We start from the raw sequence: 21914 nt of genomic DNA on the forward strand, positions 1-21914 counted from the left end.
TTTGGCGCGTACTTTTACCCACACCTGATGAAGCCTTTCTGAGGGAACATCGTTAAAGTCGAGTTGTTTTTCGGCAATAGCGAAACTGTTTCCGCTGAAATATCAAGCAACTAGGCAAGCCTTGCCGGGCGCAAGGTGAAGGAAAGCTTGCCGCGCGCGCGAAAAGCGGAAAAATCGGCGCTTTTTTTTCGAAAAAACATCGCGCGTCGTCAGACGCGCGATCGACCTATTGGCCCGCGGTCGCGGACAGCAGCGGCGACCAAGCCGGATCGGAGGCGAAGCCCGGCGTCGGCACTTTCAGCTCGTTGCGGCCGGAGATGTCGACCGAGAACAGCGACGGCCCACCGCTGCCGCCGGGATCACGGAAGAACATGATCACGCGGCCGTTCGGCGAGAAGGTCGGGCCTTCATTGTGATAGCCGGAGGTGAGGAGCCGCTCGCCGGAGCCGTCCGGCTTCATGACGCCGATCGAGAACTGCCCACCGCCCTGCCTGGTGAAGGCGATATAATCGCCGCGCGGCGACCACACCGGCGTCGAATAGGTGGCGTTGTTGTCGTCCTTCGAGAAAGAGATGCGCTGCGCCTGTCCGCCGCCCGCCGCCATCACATAGATCTGCGACCTGCCGCCGCGATCGGACTCGAAGCAGATGCGGGTGCCGTCCGGCGAGTAGGACGGCGACGTGTCGATCGCCGGCGTGTCGGTGAGGCGCGTGGTCGAGCGCGAGCGCAGATCCATCACGAACAGATTGGAATTGCCGCCCTGCTGCAGGCTCATGATGACGCGCTGGCCGTCCGGCGAGAAGCGCGGCGCAAAGGTCATGCCGGGGAAGTTGCCGACGATCTCGCGCTGGCCGGTCTCGATGTTGAAGAGATAGACCTTCGGATCGCCCTGCCCGAACTCCATATAGGTGATCTCTTGCGAGTTCGGCGAGAAGCGCGGCGTCAGCACGAGATCGGCGCCGCGGGTGAGGTAGCGCACATTGGCGCCGTCCTGGTCCATCATCGCCAGCCGCTTGACGCGGCGCTCCTTCGGCCCGGACTCGTCGACGAACACGACGCGGCTGTCGAAATAGCCCTTTTCGCCGGTCATCTGCTCGTAGATCTGGTCGGAGATGATGTGGGCGATGCGGCGCCAATATTCCGGCGAGGTGAAATATTGCTGGCCGGCGAGCTGCTGGCCGGTGACCACGTCCCACAGGCGGAATTCGGCCTTGAGGCGGCCGTCCGGCTGCCGCGTCATGCGACCGGTGACGAGGGCCTGCGCGTTGAGGGTCTTCCAGTTCTGGAATTGCGGCGCGACGTCGATGTTGCTGATGCGCTCGATGAAGGCGGCCTGGTCGATCGGGGCGAACAGGCCCGAGCGCTTCAGATTGTTGGTGATGACCTGCGTCACGCCGTTGCTGACATCGCCGTCGGCGGGCGAGCCCGGTACGAAACCAGTGATCGCGATCGGGATCGGACGAAACTCGGTGGGATCGATGCGAAGCCGCGGCGGCTGACCTTGCGCGAAGGCCTGTCCGCCCCCGAGCAACGCGAGCGTAGACCCGGTCAGGGTCATGAAGCGGCGGCGGTTCATCGATCGAACGTCATTCATCGGAAAATTCTTTTGTTCGGATGTCACAACATGTCTTTCAGGCCGAAAGTCATCGGAATGAGCTTCCAGCTGTCGTATTGCTGCTTCGGCAGGAACGAATAAACCTGGCACTGCACGATGGCGCGCTTGGCGCTCTCCGCCACCGCCTGGGCGATCGACCGCGACGGTCCTCGCACCGCGACGATGACCGGCTCCGACGCCAGCGATCCGTCGACCTTCATGGGAATGTCGATGTCGGCTTCGTACAGGTTGGCGTCCTGCCCGTTATAGGTGGGCGTGAAGCAGCGCTTGACCGCGCCCTGGAACGCACCTTGCCAAGTCGCGACGTTGCTGACGGCAGTTCCGGTCGTCGAGCCCAGCGATGCTGACGCATTCAGCGCCGATCCCGTTTGCTCGTGCCGGGTCGCGGCGCGCTTGTCGAGGTCGCGGGCGATCTGCGCGGGGTCGAAGGTGCGCTCCTTGGGCTTCGGCTGCTGCTGCGGCTGCACAGCCGCAACCTTCTGCTCCACGGGCTTCGGCGGCGGCTTCTTGGTGTCGAGCTTCTTCTGCAGCTCCGCGATCGGATCTTCCTTGGCCGGATCAGGCTTCTTCTCCTGCGGCTTCGGCTCTTCCTTCGGCTTGGTCTCGGCGACCGGCTTCGGCGGATCGGGCTTCTTCTCGACCGGCTTTTCGACAGGCTTCGGCGGCGGATCGGGGGTCGAGTTGGTCTTGATCAGCTCTTTCTTCTCGGTGACCTTGCCGACGGCATCTTCCTCGGGCTTGGCCTCGGCGATCTTCTCGACCTTGGGCTTCGGCTCTTCCTTCTTGCCGGTCTTCTGGCCCGACATCATCTGCGCGAGCTGATCGCTGGAAATGATGTCGACCGGAAGCGACTCCTCCGGCGCGATGAAGGCCTTGCTGCTAAAGGTGAGCAGCCCCCATCCAATCACGAGGACGTGGAGCACGATCGACGCAACGAGTGTCTTGTCGACGTTCACCTTCACCGGCCTAGGACCCCTGATCCGCTTCCGTGACGAGCGCCAGCTTCTTGAAGCCCGCACCCGACAGCAGGCCCATGACCTTTGCCACCGTGCCGTAATCCGCCTTCTTGTCGGCGCGCAGATAGATGCGTTCCTCGAGCCCGCCGCGCGCGTCCGTGATCGCCTTCAGCTTCGGGATCAGCTCGTTGATCTGGATCTCGGCGTCGGCGATGAACACCTTGCCCTTGATGTCGACCGACATCTGGATCGGCTTCTGGTCGTTCTGATCGAGGCTCTTGGCCTGCGTCGACGGCAGATCGAGCGGAACACCCACCGTGAGCAGCGGCGCCGACACCATGAAGATGATGAGCAGCACCAGCATCACGTCGACCATCGGCGTGACGTTGATCTCGGCCATGACCGGCTTGCGCCGGCTGCGGCGCCCGCCGCCTCCGGACGAACTGGCTACGTTCATGCCCATGGCTTGGTGCCCAATCTCGCCTTCACACTATACATGCCGTCCGTCAGCCCCGCTCGTCGATCTGACGGGACAGAATGGCTGAAAATTCATCAGCGAAGCCCTCGAGCCGCTGGGCCTGCCGGTTCACCTCGGAAGTGAACTTATTGTAGAAAATAGTGGCAGGAATGGCGGCGATAAGGCCGACCGCGGTCGCAAACAGCGCCTCCGCGATGCCGGGCGCCACCACCGCCAGGGAGGTATTCTTCGACGCCGCGATCGACTGGAAGCTCGACATGATGCCCCAGACCGTGCCGAACAGGCCGACGAAGGGGCCGGCGGAGCCGACGGTCGCAAGCACCAGGAGCCGGCGTTCCAGCCGTTCCACCTCGCGGGCGATCGAGACGTTCATGACCTTGTCGATGCGCATCTGCAGGCCCGCGACCGAGCGGGCGTGGCTTTCGAAAGAGCGCTTCCATTCGCGCATCGCCGCGACGAAACAGGCCGCCATGGAATGGGTCGGCTTGGCCGAGAGCGTGCGATAGAGCTCCTCGATCGACTCGCCGGACCAGAACGCCTGCTCGAACCGGTCCATCGAGCGGCGGGTGCGGGCATAGAGGAAGATCTTGTCGATCGCGATGGCCCAGACCCAGACCGAGCAGGACAAGAGGCCCAGCATGACGCATTTCACGATCCAGTGAGCCTGCCAGAACAGCGCGATCAGCGACACGTCGGCGGACGCCACAACCGGAAGGGTGGACTGAGCCACGTCGGCCGGATTCATCAGAAATATCCTCTCAAGACGATCGCTTTTGGGCGATCGTTGTCTATGTCGCGGCTAGCAAAATGGCTGCCGGTTCCCCAACCGCCGCGCTAGAACCGGCGCGGCCGGCAAGCCCGCTCAAAGCCTTGTCTTTCTGGGGTGCAGGGGCTCGTCCAAAGCCGCCGCCTGCATTCCCTGCCAAGATGTCAAAACTAAGGGCCTCGACGACAGCTCCGGGCGCGATTGTCCATAATTACCAGAGCCCGCCGATGGTTAATGCCGGGTTACCAGGGACGAATTTGGCCGCGGGAAAGCGAGACGGCGCCGAGGGATGGGGGGCGGAAGGGCAAGCGCGAGGCAGGATGTCGCGTGGCCGCACCGAGTGAGTGAGCAAACTCCCGGACCCACAGGAGGTCGGTTCCCTCCCCCCTTGCGGGGGAGGGTTAGGGAGAGGGGTGCCACACGGGGATTCGCCTCGTGGCGAAGAAATCCGGACGCTCTGACAAACACCATTTGCTGAGCCACCCCTCTCCCCCGCCCTCCCCCGCAAGGGGGGAGGGAGCGCAGTTGGACTGGTGGCCGGCACCCTTGGACCTCGACGGCCGATTTGCCCGACGAACGCCGCCTGATAAATTGGGCCTGCATCACCAACAAGGGCCGGAGACAGCCGGCCTTGCCTTGGGAGCAAGCCGTGCAACATGCGGGAACAAGCCTGCGGTGGATGACCGCCGCCATCGTATCCGTCAGCCTCGTCACCTTCGGCCCCGCGCGCGCGGCATCGGTCGCACCGATCGCCGCGGAAAACGGCATGGTCGTCTCTGCGCAACATCTGGCGACCCAAGTGGGCGTCGACGTGCTCAAGCGCGGCGGCAATGCCGTCGATGCCGCCGTGGCCGTCGGCTATGCCCTCGCCGTCGTCTATCCGGCCGCCGGCAATCTCGGTGGCGGCGGCTTCATGACGATCCAGCTCGCCGACGGCCGCAAGACCTTCCTCGATTTCCGCGAGACCGCCCCCAAGGGCGCGACTGCGAACATGTACCTCGACAAGGACGGCAACGTCATCAAGGGCATCTCGACCAAGGGACACCTCGCGGTGGGTGTGCCGGGATCCGTCTCGGGCATGGAATATGCGCGCGAAAAATACGGCACCATGAAGCGCGCCGACCTGCTCGCTCCCGCGATCCAGCTCGCCGAACAAGGCTTTGCGCTGGACCAGGGCGACATCGACCTGCTGCTCACCACCACCGCGGACTTTCAGGACGATCCAGCCTCCGCCGCCATCTTCCTCAACAACGGTCAGCCGTACCGGGTCGGCGAGAAGCTGGTGCAGTCGGAGCTCGCCAAGACGCTGCGCGAGATCAGCGGCAAAGGCACCGACGGCTTCTATAAAGGCTGGGTCGGCAGCGCCATCGTGGCCTCGAGCCAGGCCGGCAAGGGCCTGATCACGCAGGACGACCTCGACAATTACAAGACGCGCGAGCTCGCGCCGGTCGAATGCGACTATCGCGGCTATCACGTGGTGTCGGCGCCGCCGCCGAGTTCGGGCGGCGTCATCATCTGCGAGATCCTGAATATCCTGGAAGGCTATCAGCTGAAGGAGCTCGGCTATCACTCGGCAGCGGCCGTGCATGTGCAGATCGAAGCCATGCGGCACGCTTACGTGGACCGCAACAGCTACCTCGGCGATCCGGATTTTGTGAAGAATCCGCTCGATCGCCTGCTCGACAAGGCTTACGCGGCCAAGATCCGTGCGGTGATCGATCCGAACAAGGCCGGAATCTCCAAGGACATCAAGCCAGGCGTCGCGCCGCACGAGGGCAGTAACACCACGCACTATTCCATCGCCGACAAGGACGGCAACGCGGTCTCGGTCACGTACACGCTGAACGACTGGTTCGGCGCCAAGGTGACCGCTGCGAAGACCGGCGTGCTGCTCAACGATGAGATGGACGACTTCACCGCGAAAGTCGGGGTGCCGAACCTTTACGGCCTGGTGCAGGGCGAGGCCAATTCCATCGCTCCCGGCAAGCGGCCGCTGTCGTCGATGAGCCCAACCATCGTCACCAAGGACGGCAAGACCGTCATGGTGGTGGGCACGCCCGGCGGCAGCCGCATCATCACGGCTGTCCTGCAGACCATGATCAACGCGATCGACTACGACATGAATGCGCAGGAAGCCGTCGACATGCCGCGCATCCACCAGCAATGGCTGCCTGATCTGACCAATGTCGAGAATTACGCGCTGTCACCCGACACGCGCAAAATTCTGGAGGGCATGGGTCACAATTTCGGGCCGCCGCAACCGGCCAACCACCTGGCGGTCATCATCGTCGGCGCGCCGTCACTGGGCGGCCAGCAGGTCGGCAACAACCGCTACTACGGCGCCAACGATCCGCGGCGCAACTCGGGACTTGCCGCCGGGTATTGATCGCTCATGACTGTCATACCCCGCGAAGGCGGGGTATCCAGTACGCCGTGGCCCTTCCGCATCTCAATGTCGTCTCTGGAATACTGGATTGCCCGCCTTCGCGGGCAATGACAGCGGGAGGCCATGATCGGCCCCCTGCTCTCACCACTTCTCCTTCGAGGTCCGCACGTCGAGCTCGAACGACCAGGCGCGCTCGGGCTGGCGGTAGAGGAATGCGAAGGCATCGACGATGCCCTCGATGCTGATCAGGCTGTCCTCGCGGCCGGCAGCGTCGGGGAAGCGCGAGAAAATCTTGTCGCCGGCGATCGCGCCGTCGACCACGACATGGCCGACATGGATGCCGTCTCCCGCATATTCCTTGGCCATGGCCTGCGCCAGCGTGCGTATGCCGGCCTTGGCCGAGTTGAACGCGCCGTAGCCGGAGCGTCCGCGCAGCGAGGCGCTGGCGCCGGTGAAGAGCAGCGTTCCTGTCTTCTTCGGCACCATGCGGCGCACCGCTTCGCGGCCGAACAGGAAGCCGCCGAAGCAGACCACGCGCCAGGCATTCTCGAAATAATCGGCGTCCATCTCGATGATCTTTCCCGGCGTGTTGTTGCCGGCGTTGTAGATCGCGAGGTCGAGGTCTTGGCCGGCGGCATCGAACAGGGCTGTGATGTCGCTCTCCTTGGTCGCGTCGGCGATGACAGGCGTAGCGACGCCGCCGGCCTTCGCGATGTCATCCACGACCGCCTGCAACGCCGACTGCGTCCGGCCCGCGACGATCACCCTGAGCCCCTCGGCTGCAAAACGCTTGCAGAGCTGGGCTCCAAGGCCGCGCTCCGGTCCGACGCCGATCACGATTGCCGTCTTCATTGCACGCTCCAACATTTGAAAAGCTGATGATGGGATCAATCACGCCACCGAGGCAGGCTCGGGGCAGTTGGTGAGCCGCGCGGGATTGCCGACCGCGGTACAGCCGCCGGGCACATCCGATGTCACGACCGTGCCGGCGCCGATTTTTGCGAAATCACCGACGCTGATGTCGCCGAGAATGGTCGCGCCGGCGCCGATATAGACACCGCGCCCGATCCGGGGTGAGCGCGTCGGCAATTCACTGCCGCGGCCGATGCTGGCGTTCTGCAGGATCGTGACCTCGTCGCCGATCACGACATTGGCGCCGATGACGATGCCGGTGGCGTGGTCGAGATAGACGGACGAGCCGATCTGCGCGGCCGGATGGATGCTGACCTGCAGGACGTTCGACGCCTCGTTCTGAAACAACAGCGCCGCATCGCGATGGTCATGACGCCACAGCCAGTGCGAGACGCGCCAGGCCTGGAGCGCGACATAGCCTTTGAAATGCAGCAGCGGCGCCAACAGGCTGGCGATGGCCGGATCGCTGCGCACGATGGCCTGCAAATCGCGGCCGGCCGCTTCGATCAATTCGGGGGAGCCGCGAAAGGCTTTCAGGGAAAATGCCGTGAAGCGTTCGCGCTCGCCGGCACGGCCGCCAAGCCGGCGCCCGATCAGATCGGCGAGCGCCGCCGCGAGATCATCATGGGGCAGAATGGCGTCGGCCACGGCCCTGCCGAAGACGGGATCGGCGGCAGCAGTGCGCTGCGCCTCGTCGCGAATGGTCTGCCAGAGGTCGTCGCTCGCCATGACCGCAGCTGGTGCCATCGTCGCCTCCGGTATTTTAATGCTTCCCTATATAGGTGGTGGGCAAAGCGGCGCCAGCGGCGCGGCCGACCCGAGCATCATGCCGCAGCTCCCCGTGAGGCTACGAGCTTGCATGCCAGATGCCCGCGACCATATAGTCCGGCGGATTTCCGGCCGACGCTGTGTTGGCCGGGACTCTCAAAAGCATCTCAAGCCCGCGCGGTGGTCCGCCATCCGCGGGTTTTTCGTACCCGATGATCTTCGGTCCGGCCGAAGCAAATCCCAGATAATGTTACCCGAGGTCACGCCAAGACATGTCGCCCAACGCGCCCACCGACGACCAGCACGACGACATCATGTACCCCTCCGCCGTGCCGTTCGTGCTGGTGCATCTCGGCTGCTTCGCAGCCATCTGGTCGGGCGTCACCTGGCAGGCCGTCGCGATCTGCGCTTCGCTGTACGTCGTGCGCATGTTCGGGGTCACCGCGGGCTACCACCGCTATTTCTCGCATCGGGCTTATGCGACCAGCCGGGTGTTTCAGTTCATGCTGGCCTTCATTGCGCAAAGCAGCGCGCAGAAGAGCGTGTTGTGGTGGGCGGCCAAGCACCGGCACCATCATCTGCATTCCGACACCGAACACGACACGCACTCGCCGCGGCATCGCGGCTTCCTGTACAGCCATCTCGGCTGGATCTTCTACCGGGAGCACGACACGACCGACCTCGTGAAGGTTGGTGATCTCGCGGTCTATCCGGAGCTGATGTGGCTGCATCGGCTCGAGCTGCTGCCCGCCTTCGTGCTTGCAGCACTCTGCTTCGCGTTCGCAGGCTGGTCGGGCCTGGTCGTCGGTTTCCTCTGGAGCACGGTGCTGGTCTATCACGCGACCTTCTGCATCAATTCCCTCGCCCACGTGCATGGACGCAAGCGCTACGTGACGGGCGACGATTCCCGTAACAACTGGCTGCTGGCGCTGCTCACCATGGGCGAAGGCTGGCACAACAATCACCACGCCTACCAGAGCAGCGTGCGACAGGGCTTTCGCTGGTGGGAAATCGACATGACTTATTACGTGCTGAAGGTGCTGTCGTGGTGCGGAATCGTCTGGAACATGAAGGCGCCGCCCGAGCAGGTGCTGCGCAACGAGCAGCCGCTCGGCGCGCGGGTCATCAATCGCGCAGCCCGCGAGCTCGCCGGGCGGTTCGACGCGCACGCCCTCGCGCACGCGATCTCGTCGGCGCTGCACCGGGCCGATCCGACCCATTTGCAACTGCCGACGCTGCACGACATCCTCAATCGCGCGCATGACGGCGTCGATGCGCTGACGCATCTGCATCTGCCGAAGATTCCGACCCGCGACGAGTTTCTCGCGGAAGCAAGGGCAATGTTCGCGCGAACGCGATCACTCAACGAGATCGTCGACCACGCCTACGAGCACTTCCTGACGTCGGTTCGTGCGCAGGTCGTGACCGTGCGCTGAAGCTCGCGGATCGGGTTCTATGGCGCCGGACGGTCCTGCGGATGGTTGTAGACGACACCACAGAGCTGACGGCCGCAGCTGCGGACATGGCAGTCGGGATCGCCAGCGCAGCTGCCATAGACGAAGCCGATATAGCCCAGCACCGCGATGGCGGTCGCGCCGAGCAGCAGGCGGGTGGTGAGGTCCATGACGTCATCCAACAGAAAATCGGCACGCGAACGGCGCACACGTCTTAGTGTCAGTACGTCCGATGTTGGTTCTCCAACTGGTTCGGCGCGTCATGGCCGGGCTTGTCCCGGCCATCCACGCCTTACTCCGACGCACCAAGAACGTGGATGCCCGGGACAAGCCCGGGCATGACGATTCTTTGAAGCCCTCCCCCAAAACCAAACCGCCCGCCTGCGGGGTGCGCAGGCGGGCGGCTCGGGGCCATCAGGACTTTGGGGGCATGCGCCTGAAGGCTTTGAGAGGGATCAACCCTGCTGCTGGTCGGTCGGCGGCGGGGTCGGACGCGTCTTGTGCTGGGCCATGAACTGGTCGAACTCTTCCTTGTCCTTGGCGTGACGCAGACGGTCGAGGAAGTTCTTGAACTCGACCTGCTCTTCCTCGAGCCGGCGCAGCGTTTCAGTGCGGTACTCGTCGAAGGCGCGATTGCCGGAGGACGGCGGGCCGAAGCCAAAGCCGCCGAAGCCTCGGCGCTCCATGCGGTCGCGCATGCGGTCCATCTTGTATTGCATCCGCTCCATCTTGTTCTGCCAGCGATCAGAGTTGCTCCAGCACGACATTCTTCTGCTCCCGAGTGTGAAAAAGAGAAGGGCTAAACCGATCGGCCACCAGATGATGAAGCCGAGAATGGTCACGGCAATCCAGCCAGGATGCCAGGGCGTATCGAGCATGTGGGGCCGCTCGTACTGCTGCTGTTGGTCCGAGGGGCCGCGCCAGCGATTGACATCAGCGGTGTAGGCCATTTCCCTTCTCCATCACGGCATCTGCCGTTGTGAATGTAAATAACATTTACATAGCTAGACCATCCCGCGATTTTGTCAAGCTGACCGCCAAACACGGTCTCGTAATTATTTGCGCAACTTTATTTCGGCTTGCCCCAGGGGCCGCCGGGAGGGACGCCGGAACCGGAGGGAGCCTCCGGCGGCACCGGCGGCGGCTCGGCGCTTGTCGCCTGCGGCCTGCGGTCGGTCGGGAAGCCGAGGCCGCGCAGATAGATCAGCACCTCGGCCTCGAGCAGCTCGTCCGGCGACATCGGCAGCTTTCGTCGCGCGGCGTCCCCGCGCGAGAACAGCGAGGCGACGCCATGCGCCATCGACCAGATGTGCAGGGCCATCATCATCGCCGGCGGGCGCGGCGTGCCGGGCGGCGCCAGCGCCGCAAGACGCTCCGCGGCGGCGCGAATGACGTTGAAAGCACGCTCGCTTGCGGCCTGCAGCGCCGCATTGGCATCGACCGGCAGGCCGGATTCGAACATCGCGTTGTAGAAAGCGGGCTCCTCGCGGGCGAAGGCGAGATAGGCCCGGCCGACACGCTCGAACGCGGTGACGGTGTCGGGGCGCCCATCGTCCCAGGCTGCCGTGAGACGCGCTTCGAACTGCTCAAAACCACGCTGGGCGATCGAGGACAGCAGTTCGTCACGGTCGCGAAAATGCCGGTAAGGCGCCGCCGCGCTGACGCCGGCCATGCGCGCGGCATCGGCAAAGGTGAACCCGGCCGCGCCCTTCTCGGCGATCAGCCCGAGGGCGGCCTGCAGAAGTGCTTCCTTCAGATTGCCGTGGTGATAGCCGCGCTCGGCGCGGCGCTGCTCCTTGCGCCAGCTCATGTGAACAACTTTTACATGAGCCGCGCGTGAAGGTCACTAGCAGGGGCGGGTTTTGGTGAACCCGTATTTCCCGCAAAGGCGCAGCCTAGCCACCCGGAATCGGCAGCACCGGCATGATCTCGACCCGCTCGCCGGGGAAGATCGCGAAATGCGGGTGGTTCTCGAACATCTTGGCCGCGGCCTCGTGCGAGGCGGCGCGGACCACGGTGAAGGCGCCCATCTCGTTGGCGATGTCGGCGACGCCCTTGGCATCGACCTTCTTGGTCTTGCCGAGCGGGCCGCCCATGGCCTGGATCGCGCCTTGGTGCTTCTCGACCCAGCCCTTCCAGGCTGCCATGCCCTCCATCTCCTTGGCCTTGCGCTCGGCGTCGGACATCGCATTCCACGCAGCAAATTTCGGGCTGTCCTTGCTGCCGAGGAAAACGGCGAGATAGGTGTCGGTGCTCATCGGTTCGCTCCCTTGTTGATCGTTTGATGCCGCGATGTCGCGGCCGCTAGGTCTTCAGATCGTCAAAGCCGGCGGCCGCGGCCTGCACGTCAGGCGGAAAGTCGGACATTTCCTGCACCTGGCGGATCTCGATGATCTCATTGGCGGAAGCCGGGCACTTCTTCGCCCAGGCGATCGCCTCCTCGCGCGAGCCGACCTCGATCATCCAATAGCCGCCCAGCACTTCCTTGGCTTCCGCGAACGGGCCGTCGGTCACGACAGGCAGGCCGGTGGCAAACGAGACGCGGGCGCCCATCGACGGCGGATGCAGGCCGTCCAGCGTGATCAGCACGCCGGCATCCTTCAGCGCCTCGTTGTAGCGCATCATCGCGGCGACGCGTTCGGGATCGAGTTGCACGTCCGCCGGCGCGGTCTCGTAGCCGAGCGGGATCATCAGCATCATGAATCGCATACGGTCCTCACTGGCCCTGTCATTCCACATGGCGCGCCGCGACATGCGCCGCGAAGCGCACCACGGAATGGCGGGAAGATCAGCAGACCACATGGCCCGCACTCCCTTGTAAGACGAACGGCGTTCTACAAGGCCGACAGAGCCGTGAAAATTATTCCGGAGGTCATTGCGACTCACGCGGCGGCGTGCAGGCCCCGAACCGCGACCGGGCGGATGGGCACGCGACAGCTCGTCGCGGCAGAACATATTTTTCGAAACGCGACCGTACAACTACGGACGGACGCACGCACTCGTATGAACCCCGCCGTGCTTATGAAGCCAGAACGCGCGTGAACTGAACGACATCGGAATCACACGTGAAATTACGGAAGGCCCGCAGCTGTGTGCAGTTGTTTACAGTTGCTCAATCCGCTCATGCAACTTTTCAGATCAAGTGTGGCGGTACCGTGATTCATGAACCGCCCCAAATCATTGCGGAGCATCAATTGTTCAATTTTCAGAGCAAGAAAGTCAGGCACGCAGTCGCCGAGGTCGAGGCGCTCGACCGGTCGCAGGCGGTGATCGAGTTCGGTCTCGACGGCACCATTCTCGATGCCAATGAAAATCTGCTGAAGATGAGCGGCTATTCGCTCGCGGAGATCAAGGGCAAGCATCACAGCATCTTCGTGAGCCCGGCCGAGCGCGAGAGCGCCCGCTACCGCGATTTCTGGGCCAGCCTGAACCGCGGCGAGTTCCAGACCACGCAATACAGGCGCTACGGCAAGGACGGCAGGGAAGTCTGGGTTCACGCCTCCTACGCGCCGCTGCTCGACGAGAGCGGAAAAGTCGTCAGCTTCATCAAGTTCGCCACCGACATCACCGCGTACAAGATGAGGAGCATGGAGGAAGCGGGCAAGCTCGCTGCGATCAGCCGTGCCCAGGCCGTGATCGAGTTCAACATGGACGGCACCATCGTCACCGCCAACGAGAACTTCCTCAATGCGGTGGGCTACTCGCTCGACGAGATCCAGGGCAAGCATCATAGCATGTTCGTGACGCCGGAGGATCGCGCCGGCTCCGCCTATGCCGATTTCTGGGCGCGGCTGAACCGCGGCCAGTTCGAAGCCGCCGAATACAAGCGGCTCGGCAAGGGCGGCAAGGAAATCTGGATTCTCGCGACCTACAACCCGATCCTCGACGAGATGGGCCGGCCGTTCAAGGTGGTGAAGTTCGCAACCGACGTCACCGCGCAGAAGATGAAGGCCGCCGACAATGACGGCCAGCTCGCCGCGATCCAGAAGTCGCAGGCGGTGATCGAGTTCAACATGGACGGCACCATCCGCACCGCCAACCAGAATTTCCTGAGCGCGATGGGCTATTCGCTGGCCGAGATCAAGGGCCAGCACCACTCCATGTTCGTCGAGCCGAACGAAAAGAATTCGGCCGCCTACCGCCAGTTCTGGGAGACGCTCAATCGCGGCGAATACCAGGCCGCCGAGTACAAGCGGCTCGCCAAGGGCGGCCGCGAGATCTGGATCCAGGCGTCGTACAATCCGATCTTCGACCTCAACGGCAAGCCCTACAAGGTGGTGAAATACGCCACGGACATCACCGCGCAGGCGATCGGCCGAAAGAAGGCCGACAACGCGCGCGGGCTGATCGAAGCGGTCGCGGCCGGCAGCGAGCAGATGAGCGCCTCGATCCGCGAGATCTCCGCGACCATGGCGAAGTCGCGCGAGAACTCCAAGGTTGCGACCACGAGGGTCGACGCCGCCGACGGCCAGGCGCAACGGCTGAACGCGGCCGCGCAGGCCATGAGCGGCATCGTCGAGATGATCGCCGGCATCACCAGCCAGATCAATCTGCTCGCACTCAACGCCACGATCGAATCGGCGCGTGCGGGTGAAGCCGGCCGGGGCTTCGCCGTGGTCGCCTCCGAGGTGAAGAACCTCGCCAACCAGGCCAAGCAGGCGACCGACACGATCACCTCCGAAATCGACGCGCTGAATACCATCTCCGGCGACGTCGCGAGCTCACTGACAGCGATCAAGATCGCTATCGCCGGCGTCAACGAGTTCATCGCCTCGACCGCCGCCGCGGTCGAGGAGCAGAGCGCCGTGACCGCGGACATGTCGGCGAACATGCAGCGCGCGTCGGCGGAACTGTCGTAGAGCAAACGCCCTCCCCATCATCCTGAAGCGCTCGCCGTGCAAAGCACGGTGAGCCTCGCAGGATGAATGCGGCCGGGCCGTCGCTCTTCCAGGCTTCCGCTTCGCTCCGGCACCTCAGGGGTGACGGACCACGATTGAGGTTGCCGCCCCTCTACCGCTCCCACCGCCGCGTCGGCTCGCTTGCCGCTTCCGGCAACGCCTCGAACACCGGGGCGGCCAGCACGGCATGGATGTGGAGCGTCGACGTGCCCGAATTGCGAAAGCCGTGCTGACGGCCGGCGGGGACCAGCAGCGACTGGCCGGCCGTGACCGCGATCCGTTCACCCTCGATCCACATCTCAGCATCGCCCTCGCGCACGGTCAGCACCTCCTCGACCGGATGGCTATGCCTCGGCGCCCCCGTGCCGGGATGGACCCATTGCTCGAAGATGCAGAGCGCGGTTGCGCCATTGCGCGCGGATGTCACCATGCGCGTCTTCACACCCGGCCGCCATTCCTCGAGCGGGTTCGCGCTGGGAGCGATGAGCATGGTCAGGGCCTTTCTCGTCGGGACCAAAGCGAAGTAAAAGACCAATCCCAGGGGATGCCCTCCCCTTTCGAACACAGGACAGAATAGCAAATGCCGCAGGCCCCGCAAAAAGTCGCCCTCGTCACCGGAGCCGCACGCGGCATCGGGCTTGCGACTGCGAAGAAATTCCTGGCCGAGGGCTGGCGCGTGGCGCTGCTCGACATCGAGGGAGAGTTGCTCGGCCGGGCGGTCACCGAGATCGGACGCAGCGAGACGACGCTGGCGATCACCTGCGACGTATCCGATACGGCAGCCGTGGGCGCTGCGATGGCGGTGATCATGGACCGCTTCGGCCGCCTCGATGCGCTGGTCAACAATGCCGGCGTTGCCGTGTTTGCCCCCGTGCTGGAGACCAGCGATGCCGACTGGAACCGGATCATGGCGGTCAACCTCAACGGCCCGTTCCTCTGCACGAAGGCGGCCGCACCGCTGATGCGCGAGCAAGGCGGCGGCGCCATCGTCAACATCACCTCGATCTCGGCCGTGCGCGCCTCGACGCTGCGCTCGGCCTACGGCACCAGCAAGGCTGGACTTGCGCATCTCACCAAGCAGCTCGCGGTCGAGCTGGCCTCGCTCAACATCCGCGTCAATGCGGTAGCGCCAGGGCCGGTCGACACCGCGATGGCGAAGCAGGTGCACACCAAGGAGATCCGCGCCGACTATCACGACGCCATCCCGCTCAACCGCTACGGCCTGGAGGAGGAACTCGCAGAAGCGATCTTCTTCCTGTGCTCGGAGCGCGCGAGCTACATCACGGGCCAAATTTTGGCCGTCGATGGCGGCTTCGATGCGGCCGGCATCGGCCTGCCGACGCTGCGCGGCGAACGGCGGAACGGGTAGGCACAAATCTCGTAGGGCGGGCAAAGCGCAGCGTGCCCACAATCTGAACAATTCGAGGTGACAATGGTGGGCACGGCGCTTGCGCACCTTTGCGCACCCTCCGAGATTGAGTTTGTGGAGACGCCATGCGACGCCTCGCCCTGTTCGCGATATCGACAGCTTTGCTCGCTTCCGTTCCCGCCAAAGCCGAGATCCGCATCATCCAGAGCCCCGGCGGACAGGTCGGGCCATTCCTCGATCTGTTCGAGAAGGTGCGCGAGAGCGGCGATCGCGTGGTGATCGACGGTCCCTGCCTGTCCGCCTGCACGCTGGTTCTCAGTATCGTGCCGGGCGAGCGCATCTGCGTCACCAAACGTGCCGTGCTTGGTTTCCACGCGGCGCGTTCGGTCGACCGGCGCGGACGCTTCTATGCCGAGCCGGAAGCATCCGAAGCCGTGCTTGCGGCCTATCCGGGTCCGGTTCGCGACTGGATCAGCCGTCACGGCGGCCTCACCTCGCGCCTGCTGTTGCTCAGGGGACGCGATCTCGCCGCGATCTATCCGCGTTGTCGATGACGTCGCGACGACGGGCGACGGTCTGACCGCGAAGAATCCCCTGCTGTCCGACGATTAGGCATCGGCCGATGATTCCGGCCCTTGGAACGCGAAATCCGCTCAACTACGTCGCAATGCGTGCACAATTTACGCGATTTCCCGCTTTCTCCTGGCGTTTATGATGATGCTGGCCAGACCGGGGCCGTCGCGCATCGCGATGACTGCGCGACCGTCACATCCCGGCAGCGGTCGCGGAATATAATGGTTCCACATTTTCAAGATCAGTCATTTTCAAATGGGACGCATATGGAGTCCATCGATTTTCGCTACCGCCTGTCGGATGAGGGGCGGATCGTCCTCGGCCCGCTGAGTTCGGAAGAAACCCGCGAATTCGAAGAGCTGACGCGGCGTGACCGCGAGGGCCTGATCGACCTGACCTCCGAACTGCGGCTGCTCGAGTTGTATGTGAAGTACATGGGCTCGGACGCCAAGGTTTCGCTCGTGCCATCGGAACCTGCGTCGCACGTGCGCGAGACGCCGCGGCGGCGAAAGCTCCCGCCACGTCATCACGCGCGGCAACGCAATCTCGTGGTTCCCATGATCGTCGTGATGGGCATGAGCTTCATGCTGATCGCGCTGTTCATCAGCTGATGCACGATGCTGCGTCCACAAGCTTCGCGTGAGCTACGTCACACTAAAGCCAAGGTTGAGCTGACATAGATAAACACGGCGACACCGATGTCCGCAGGGGAATTCATGACAAGCATCAGCACCGACGGACCTGTCGATTCGCAAGCTCAGTCATCACTTCAGCGGAAAGGGAGCGATCAGGCCTTCACCCTGACGTTCCTTGTCACGAGCGCGGTCGCAACGGTCGGCTGGCTCTACGTGCTCGCACAGGGAGCCGTGGCCGTGGCGGGCTGGTTTTTCTCTCAGTAAAAGAGAATCTGCATCACCGGCGCGAGCTTCACGCTGGCGCAGATCAGCATTCCCCAAAGAGCAAAATTGATTTGTAGCGCCGCTGCCATCGGTCGCTCCCTTCCAAGTCACGCCCACCCTAATTTGTAGGTATTGTGAACAAACTTAGCGATTCGGACGCGAAGTTCACAGCCTAATCTTGCGCCAGTTGTTGTGCGATGCAATTCGCTTCGTGTCACAAACACGCTCGCGCGCTTTCGCAAAGTGAATCGCGCGCACGAATCTCCTTTCGGCCATGCCGGTGACGTCGTTTTCCCTCAAGTCCCGTGTACGCGTTGCGACGCAAAGTTTTTCACGCGAATTCGCGTGGTGTACCGCACGGAAGGCCCGGGATGGCTCGACACATTCTCGTCTTGCTCAGTTTTTGCGCAGCGCTCGTGGGATGCGCAAGCGCGCCGGCGGCGGAGCGTCGTCCGATCGCATGGGACGGGCTCGGTCAGAATCCCAATCGTCCAGCTGTCACAAAACGCCGCCTTGCCAATCACACGGCACCGGAGAGCGATCCCAATATTGAGCGGCAACGGGTGCTGGGCACGCTGCGTCCCTACTCCGACGCTTGGTGGGCGGTCCAGGGCGAGATCGAGGCCGAGAACGACAGGCAGCTCGGCTCGAAGCTCGTGATCTGCCGGAGCTGCGTGACGCAGCCGCCGGATGAGGACGTGACCGGATCGATCCGCTGACGAGGGCGCTTCCTCTCTCAAGACGTCGAGAGAGGAAGCCAGCTCGGGGAGGCAACGGAGCGTCGCGCTCACATTCCTTCGGCGGGGCAGTTCACCATCCAGGGAATGCCGAACTTGTCGACGCACATGCCGAAGCCCTTGGCCCAGAACGTCTTGGCGAAGGGCATGGTGACGGTTCCGCCGTCGGCGAGCGCGTTGAACTTGCGTTCGCCCTCCGCGGGATCCGCAACGGTGATCGAGACCGCAAAGCCCTGCGGCTTGTGGTAGTGATCAGGCGGCGCGTCGGAGGCCATCAGGACGTTCCCGCCGGGCAGCGACATCCGTGCATGCATGATCATCTTCTCTCGTCCGGGGGAAGGTTGCATATCGGCGGGCCCTTCGCTCGCGCGCATCATCATCTCGATCTTGCCGCCGAGCACCTTGGCGTAATGGTTGAACGCCGCTTCGCAGGTGTCCTGATAGAACAGATAGGGATTGAGCATCGCTTCTCTCCTCTTTGCTTCTGGGCGGTGACTGGCGTTACTTCTCGGTGAGCTTCTTCAGGCTGGCGAGGCCGGCCTCGAAGTCCTTGCCGATCATGGTGTCCATGTTGATGAAGACCTGCATCACCTTGGACATGAAGGGAGCCGGACCATACATCGCCCATGTGACCAGTGTGGCATCGCCTTGCGGCACAAAGGTGAACTCGGCGGTGTTGTGACCTTCGAAAGGCCGTTCGAAATCGAGCTTGATGCGGAGTTTCGACGGCGTGCTCGCCTCGAGGATCTCCATATGGCCGGCACCAACATTGTTGTTGCCATCCCAGGCATAGGTCGCGCCCTTCCCTTTCACAGTTCCCCCGTAGGTGCGCTTCATGGCGGGGTCGCGCCCTTCATAGGGCGACCAGCTGGTCCAGAAGTGGAAATCGGAGACGAGCGGATAGATCGCCTCGGCCGGCGCCTTCAGCGCGAGCGAGCGCTCGACACGGAACGTGTCGGGCTTTGTCAATGCGAAGACGAGGACGCCCGCGATCCCGACCGCGAGCACGATGGCGACAATGGCAATGGCTTTCAGCATGAATGACTCCCTGGATACGGGATTAAGACGAAGGGAGACGACGGCGGCCGACAATTCGGAACGAATAATTTGATTGGGTCGTCATGGCCGGGCTTGTCCCGGCCATCCACGTTCTTGGCGAAGAAAGACGTGGGTGCCCAGGTCAAGCCCGGGCATGACGCCGAGGAGAGAGTTGGCCGTCACTTCGCCTTGGCGCCCTGCCTGGCCCCGCCATTGGCTCCCTTCGGCTGGCTGTCCCGGATCAGCCGATCAATGTGCATGCGGATGTGGGCGGCCTCGGCCGAGGTGTTGGCCAGCGCGATGGCGCGGTCGAAGGCGACCCGGGCTTCGTCGTTACGGCCGAGCTGCATCAGGAAGGCGCCGCGCACGCCGAAGAAATGGAAATAATTGGCCAGCTTGGGCGCCAGCGGCTCGATCAGGTCGAGCGCGGCCTGCGGCCCGCGCACCTTGGAGACCGCGACCGCGCGATTGAGTGTCACCACCGGCGAGGGCTGCACCACTTCGAGCGCGCCGTAGAGCAGGTCGATCTGGGTCCAGTCGGTCTCCTCCGGCGTCGCCGCGCGCGCATGCAATGCGGCGATCGCGGCCTGGATCTGGTAGGGCCCGCTGCGGCGATGGCGCATCGCCTTGTCGATCAGCGCGAGGCCCTCCGCGATCATGGTGCGGTTCCACAGCGAACGGTCCTGGTCGTCGAGCAGGATCAGCGAACCATCCGCGGCAAAGCGCGCAGCGCTGCGTGCGTGCTGCAACAGGATCAGGGCCGTCAGCCCCATGATCTCCGGCTCGCTCTGGAACAGGCGCAGCAGCAACCGCGCCAGCCGGATCGCCTCCTCGCACAACGGCTTGCGGATCTCGGCGGTGTCGCCGCTCGCCGAATAGCCCTCGTTGAAGATCAGATAGATCATCGCAGCGACACCGGCGAGCCGCTCGGAGCGCTCGATCGCACCGGGCGTTTCGAACGGCGTCCCGGCCTCGGCGACCTTGGCCTTGGCGCGGGTGATGCGCTGCTCCATCGCCGCGTCGGAGACCAGGAAGGCGCGCGCGATCTGCTTGACGGTCAGGCCTGACACGATGCGCAGCGCAAGCGCGATCTGCTGCGTCGCCGGCAGTTGCGGATGGCAGCAGATGAACATCAGCCGCAAGATGTCGTCGCGGTAGTGCGAGCCGTCGAGCCGCTCGGCGAGCGCGCCTTCGGCATCGTCGAGATCGGAGATCGCCTGGTCGTCCTCCGGCAGCGGCTGCTGCTTGCGGGTGCGGCGCACCTCGTCGATCGCGACGTTGCGGCCGACCATGATCAGCCAGGCCGCGGGATCGCGCGGAGGCCCGTTCTGCGGCCACGTCTTGAGCGCGCGCAGGCAGGCGTTCTGAAACGCCTCCTCGGCCGTATCGAGATCGCGGAAATAGCGGAGTAGCGCACCCACCGCCTGGGGTCGCGCCGAGGTCAGCGCGGTCTCGATCCAGGCGGTATCAGTGTCGCTCACGCCGAAATTCCTCCGGGGCGGAATACGCCGACGGGCCGCACCTCATAGGCGCCGCCGGGGTTGGCAGCGCCAAGGTCGCGCGCGACGTCGAGCGCCTCGTCGAGGTTCTTGCAGTCGACGATGTAGAAGCCGAGCAGCTGCTCCTTGGTCTCGGCATAGGGGCCGTCGAGCACCAGCGGCGGGTCTTCCTTGCGCAAGGTCGCCGCCGCCGTGGTCGGCAGCAGCCGGGCCACCGGCCCGAGCCGGCCCTGCTGTGTGAGCTTCTCCTGCACCACGGCGAGCTTCTTCATCACGGCTTCGTCCTGGTCCTTGCTCCAGGAGCCGACGAAGTCCTCGTCGTGATAGCAAAGGATCGCATAAAGCATGGGCAGCACCTTCCCTGAACGCTTGTTTTAAAGACGATCCACTATGCCCCGCCCCGACAGGGCTGCGGAAAAAAACTGCAAGAAAAATCCGGCGGATCATGCCAAGGAGGGCCTTCAAAAGCGGAACCCACGAGGCACTTCGAATGACCAAAGGCACACTGGCCGTCCTGATCAACAGCACGCAGCAGAACTGGCTGCCGGAGCGCTGGAAGGCCCGGTTCGACGCGGTCTGCGGCGGCCGCCGCGTGGTGCTGCTGCCGGATGCCGGGCTCGATCCGGCCGAGGTGCACTATGCCGCGGTGTGGAAGCCGGTACCGGGTGACCTCGGCTCGTTTCCGAATCTGCGAGCCATCTTCAACCTCGGCGCCGGCGTCGATGCGCTGATGGCCGACAAGAGCCTGCCCAGCGTGCCGCTGGTGCGCGTCGCCGTGCCCGACCTCACCAACCGCATGACCGAATATGTCGTGCTGCACGTGCTGATGCACCACCGCCAGGAGCTTTACTTGCGCGACTCACAACGCGCAAAGCGCTGGGAGCCGAAATATCAGTGGCCGGCGAGCGCGGTCACGGTCGGCGTCATGGGATTAGGCACGCTCGGCGCCGACGCGGCCGACGTGCTGCGGCGGCTCGGCTTCCGCGTCGCCGGCTGGAGCCGCAGCCCGCGCACGATCGACGGCGTCGAATGTTTCCACGGCACGGCTGGAATGGACGCGTTCCTGCGCAAGATCGACATCCTGGTGTCGCTGCTGCCGCTGACGCCGGATACGCACGGCATCCTCAACCGTGACGTCTTCACCAAGCTCAACCGCAACAGCCCGCTCGGTGCGCCCGTGCTGATCAATGCCGGCCGCGGGGCCTTGCAGAACGAAGCCGACATCCTGGCCTGCCTCGACGACGGCACGCTGGGCGCCGCCTCGCTCGACGTCTTCGTCCAGGAGCCGCAGCCGAAGGACAGCCGGTTCTGGACCCACCCCAAGGTGGTGCTGACCCCGCACAACGCGGCCGACACGGACGCGGACGCGATCTCGGCCTACGTCGCCGAGCAGATCGCTAGGTTCGAGGCGGGTGGCGCGCTGGAGAACGTGGTGGATCGCGGGCGGGGGTATTAGGGCTCGATCCGCCTGAAAGAGGCAGCTTCGCGCCTCACACGCATTGCCGTCCCCGCGAACGCGGGGACCCATACCGCGGAATCCATCGATCACGGCCGGTCGCAGTACCG

The 21914-nt window shown here is 64.1% G+C and carries 25 protein-coding genes; 9 read left to right on the forward strand and 16 right to left on the reverse strand.

Going from position 1 to position 21914, the window contains the following annotated elements; genetic code table 11:
* Nucleotides 1-226 precede the first annotated feature (226 nt).
* Genes tolB through tolQ form a run of 4 tightly spaced genes read right to left on the reverse strand, consistent with a single transcriptional unit; the run spans nt 227 to nt 3794 of the window.
* The gene (gene tolB / locus NLM32_RS38515; protein ID WP_375143608.1) at nt 227-1594 is read right to left on the reverse strand and encodes a Tol-Pal system beta propeller repeat protein TolB; all 1368 of its coding nucleotides are present in this window, start codon (nt 1592-1594) and stop codon (nt 227-229) included.
* Nucleotides 1595-1617: 23 nt separating this feature from the next.
* Nucleotides 1618-2577, reverse strand: a complete 960-nt coding sequence (locus NLM32_RS38520) for a cell envelope integrity protein TolA (RefSeq protein WP_254133890.1) — start codon at nt 2575-2577, stop codon at nt 1618-1620.
* A 4-nt stretch (nt 2578-2581) separates the two neighbouring features.
* Nucleotides 2582-3034, reverse strand: a complete 453-nt coding sequence (gene tolR / locus NLM32_RS38525; RefSeq protein ID WP_254133891.1) for a protein TolR — start codon at nt 3032-3034, stop codon at nt 2582-2584.
* A 43-nt stretch (nt 3035-3077) separates the two neighbouring features.
* Nucleotides 3078-3794, reverse strand: a complete 717-nt coding sequence (gene tolQ, locus NLM32_RS38530) for a protein TolQ (protein ID WP_254133892.1) — start codon at nt 3792-3794, stop codon at nt 3078-3080.
* A gap of 700 nt (nt 3795-4494) precedes the next feature.
* On the opposite strand from tolQ, the gene ggt reads away from it, so the two are divergent.
* Nucleotides 4495-6201: a gamma-glutamyltransferase gene (ggt, locus tag NLM32_RS38535; RefSeq protein WP_254135523.1), complete on the forward strand. Its 1707-nt coding sequence runs from the start codon at nt 4495-4497 to the stop codon at nt 6199-6201.
* Between the two features lie 141 nt (nt 6202-6342).
* On the opposite strand, the gene NLM32_RS38540 is transcribed toward ggt, so the two are convergent.
* Together NLM32_RS38540 and NLM32_RS38545 are read right to left on the reverse strand one after the other, a co-directional pair.
* Nucleotides 6343-7053, reverse strand: a complete 711-nt coding sequence (locus NLM32_RS38540; RefSeq protein WP_254133893.1) for an SDR family NAD(P)-dependent oxidoreductase — start codon at nt 7051-7053, stop codon at nt 6343-6345.
* Nucleotides 7054-7092: 39 nt separating this feature from the next.
* A complete protein-coding gene (locus tag NLM32_RS38545) occupies nt 7093-7860 on the reverse strand; it encodes a serine acetyltransferase (RefSeq protein WP_254133894.1) in 768 nt (255 codons plus the stop codon).
* Nucleotides 7861-8153: 293 nt separating this feature from the next.
* Here NLM32_RS38545 and NLM32_RS38550 point away from each other — a divergent pair, with 293 nt between their 5' ends.
* The gene (locus NLM32_RS38550; RefSeq protein WP_254133895.1) at nt 8154-9317 is read left to right on the forward strand and encodes an acyl-CoA desaturase; all 1164 of its coding nucleotides are present in this window, start codon (nt 8154-8156) and stop codon (nt 9315-9317) included.
* Between the two features lie 17 nt (nt 9318-9334).
* Here NLM32_RS38550 and NLM32_RS38555 read toward each other — a convergent pair whose 3' ends face one another.
* From NLM32_RS38555 to NLM32_RS38575, 5 genes are all read right to left on the reverse strand, one after another.
* Nucleotides 9335-9505 carry a hypothetical protein gene (locus NLM32_RS38555; protein ID WP_254133896.1) on the reverse strand — a complete coding sequence of 57 codons (171 nt, stop codon included), beginning with the start codon at nt 9503-9505 and terminating at the stop codon, nt 9335-9337.
* 285 nt (nt 9506-9790) lie between these two features.
* Complete coding sequence (locus NLM32_RS38560; protein WP_254133897.1) at nt 9791-10285, reverse strand: DUF2852 domain-containing protein; 495 nt, start codon at nt 10283-10285, stop codon at nt 9791-9793.
* Between the two features lie 119 nt (nt 10286-10404).
* The gene (locus tag NLM32_RS38565) at nt 10405-11145 is read right to left on the reverse strand and encodes a TetR/AcrR family transcriptional regulator (protein ID WP_254133898.1); all 741 of its coding nucleotides are present in this window, start codon (nt 11143-11145) and stop codon (nt 10405-10407) included.
* An 85-nt stretch (nt 11146-11230) separates the two neighbouring features.
* On the reverse strand, nt 11231-11593 hold the full coding sequence (locus NLM32_RS38570; protein ID WP_254133899.1) for a hypothetical protein: 363 nt from the start codon (nt 11591-11593) through the stop codon (nt 11231-11233).
* Nucleotides 11594-11639: 46 nt separating this feature from the next.
* Nucleotides 11640-12044 (reverse strand): YciI family protein, encoded by a 405-nt coding sequence (locus NLM32_RS38575; protein ID WP_254133900.1) that lies wholly within the window; start codon nt 12042-12044, stop codon nt 11640-11642.
* A gap of 485 nt (nt 12045-12529) precedes the next feature.
* Here NLM32_RS38575 and NLM32_RS38580 point away from each other — a divergent pair, with 485 nt between their 5' ends.
* Nucleotides 12530-14194, forward strand: a complete 1665-nt coding sequence (locus tag NLM32_RS38580; protein ID WP_254133901.1) for a PAS domain-containing methyl-accepting chemotaxis protein — start codon at nt 12530-12532, stop codon at nt 14192-14194.
* Nucleotides 14195-14345: 151 nt separating this feature from the next.
* Here NLM32_RS38580 and NLM32_RS38585 read toward each other — a convergent pair whose 3' ends face one another.
* On the reverse strand, nt 14346-14723 hold the full coding sequence (locus NLM32_RS38585) for a cupin domain-containing protein (protein ID WP_254133902.1): 378 nt from the start codon (nt 14721-14723) through the stop codon (nt 14346-14348).
* A gap of 90 nt (nt 14724-14813) precedes the next feature.
* On the opposite strand from NLM32_RS38585, the gene NLM32_RS38590 reads away from it, so the two are divergent.
* From NLM32_RS38590 to NLM32_RS38610, 5 genes are all read left to right on the forward strand, one after another.
* Nucleotides 14814-15602 carry an SDR family NAD(P)-dependent oxidoreductase gene (locus NLM32_RS38590; RefSeq protein ID WP_254133903.1) on the forward strand — a complete coding sequence of 263 codons (789 nt, stop codon included), beginning with the start codon at nt 14814-14816 and terminating at the stop codon, nt 15600-15602.
* Between the two features lie 125 nt (nt 15603-15727).
* The gene (locus tag NLM32_RS38595) at nt 15728-16156 is read left to right on the forward strand and encodes a hypothetical protein (RefSeq protein ID WP_254133904.1); all 429 of its coding nucleotides are present in this window, start codon (nt 15728-15730) and stop codon (nt 16154-16156) included.
* 81 nt (nt 16157-16237) lie between these two features.
* Nucleotides 16238-16786, forward strand: a complete 549-nt coding sequence (locus NLM32_RS38600) for a hypothetical protein (RefSeq protein WP_254133905.1) — start codon at nt 16238-16240, stop codon at nt 16784-16786.
* A gap of 105 nt (nt 16787-16891) precedes the next feature.
* Nucleotides 16892-17074: a hypothetical protein gene (locus NLM32_RS38605; protein ID WP_254133906.1), complete on the forward strand. Its 183-nt coding sequence runs from the start codon at nt 16892-16894 to the stop codon at nt 17072-17074.
* Between the two features lie 371 nt (nt 17075-17445).
* On the forward strand, nt 17446-17793 hold the full coding sequence (locus tag NLM32_RS38610; RefSeq protein WP_254133907.1) for a hypothetical protein: 348 nt from the start codon (nt 17446-17448) through the stop codon (nt 17791-17793).
* Between the two features lie 68 nt (nt 17794-17861).
* Here NLM32_RS38610 and NLM32_RS38615 read toward each other — a convergent pair whose 3' ends face one another.
* The 4 genes from NLM32_RS38615 to NLM32_RS38630 all read right to left on the reverse strand — a co-directional run bounded on the left by NLM32_RS38615 (nt 17862) and on the right by NLM32_RS38630 (nt 20695).
* Nucleotides 17862-18275, reverse strand: a complete 414-nt coding sequence (locus NLM32_RS38615) for a VOC family protein (RefSeq protein ID WP_254133908.1) — start codon at nt 18273-18275, stop codon at nt 17862-17864.
* Nucleotides 18276-18312: 37 nt separating this feature from the next.
* Nucleotides 18313-18849 carry an SRPBCC family protein gene (locus NLM32_RS38620; RefSeq protein ID WP_254133909.1) on the reverse strand — a complete coding sequence of 179 codons (537 nt, stop codon included), beginning with the start codon at nt 18847-18849 and terminating at the stop codon, nt 18313-18315.
* Between the two features lie 179 nt (nt 18850-19028).
* Complete coding sequence (locus tag NLM32_RS38625; protein WP_254133910.1) at nt 19029-20330, reverse strand: RNA polymerase sigma factor; 1302 nt, start codon at nt 20328-20330, stop codon at nt 19029-19031.
* Complete coding sequence (locus tag NLM32_RS38630) at nt 20327-20695, reverse strand: YciI family protein (RefSeq protein ID WP_129275136.1); 369 nt, start codon at nt 20693-20695, stop codon at nt 20327-20329. The genes NLM32_RS38625 and NLM32_RS38630 overlap by 4 nt, the downstream gene beginning before the upstream one ends.
* A 143-nt stretch (nt 20696-20838) precedes the next feature.
* On the opposite strand from NLM32_RS38630, the gene NLM32_RS38635 reads away from it, so the two are divergent.
* A complete protein-coding gene (locus NLM32_RS38635) occupies nt 20839-21804 on the forward strand; it encodes a glyoxylate/hydroxypyruvate reductase A (RefSeq protein ID WP_254133911.1) in 966 nt (321 codons plus the stop codon).
* The last annotated feature ends 110 nt before the right edge of the window (nt 21805-21914 follow it).

The sequence above is a fragment of the Bradyrhizobium sp. CCGUVB14 genome (assembly GCF_024199935.1).
Lineage (GTDB): Bacteria > Pseudomonadota > Alphaproteobacteria > Rhizobiales > Xanthobacteraceae > Bradyrhizobium.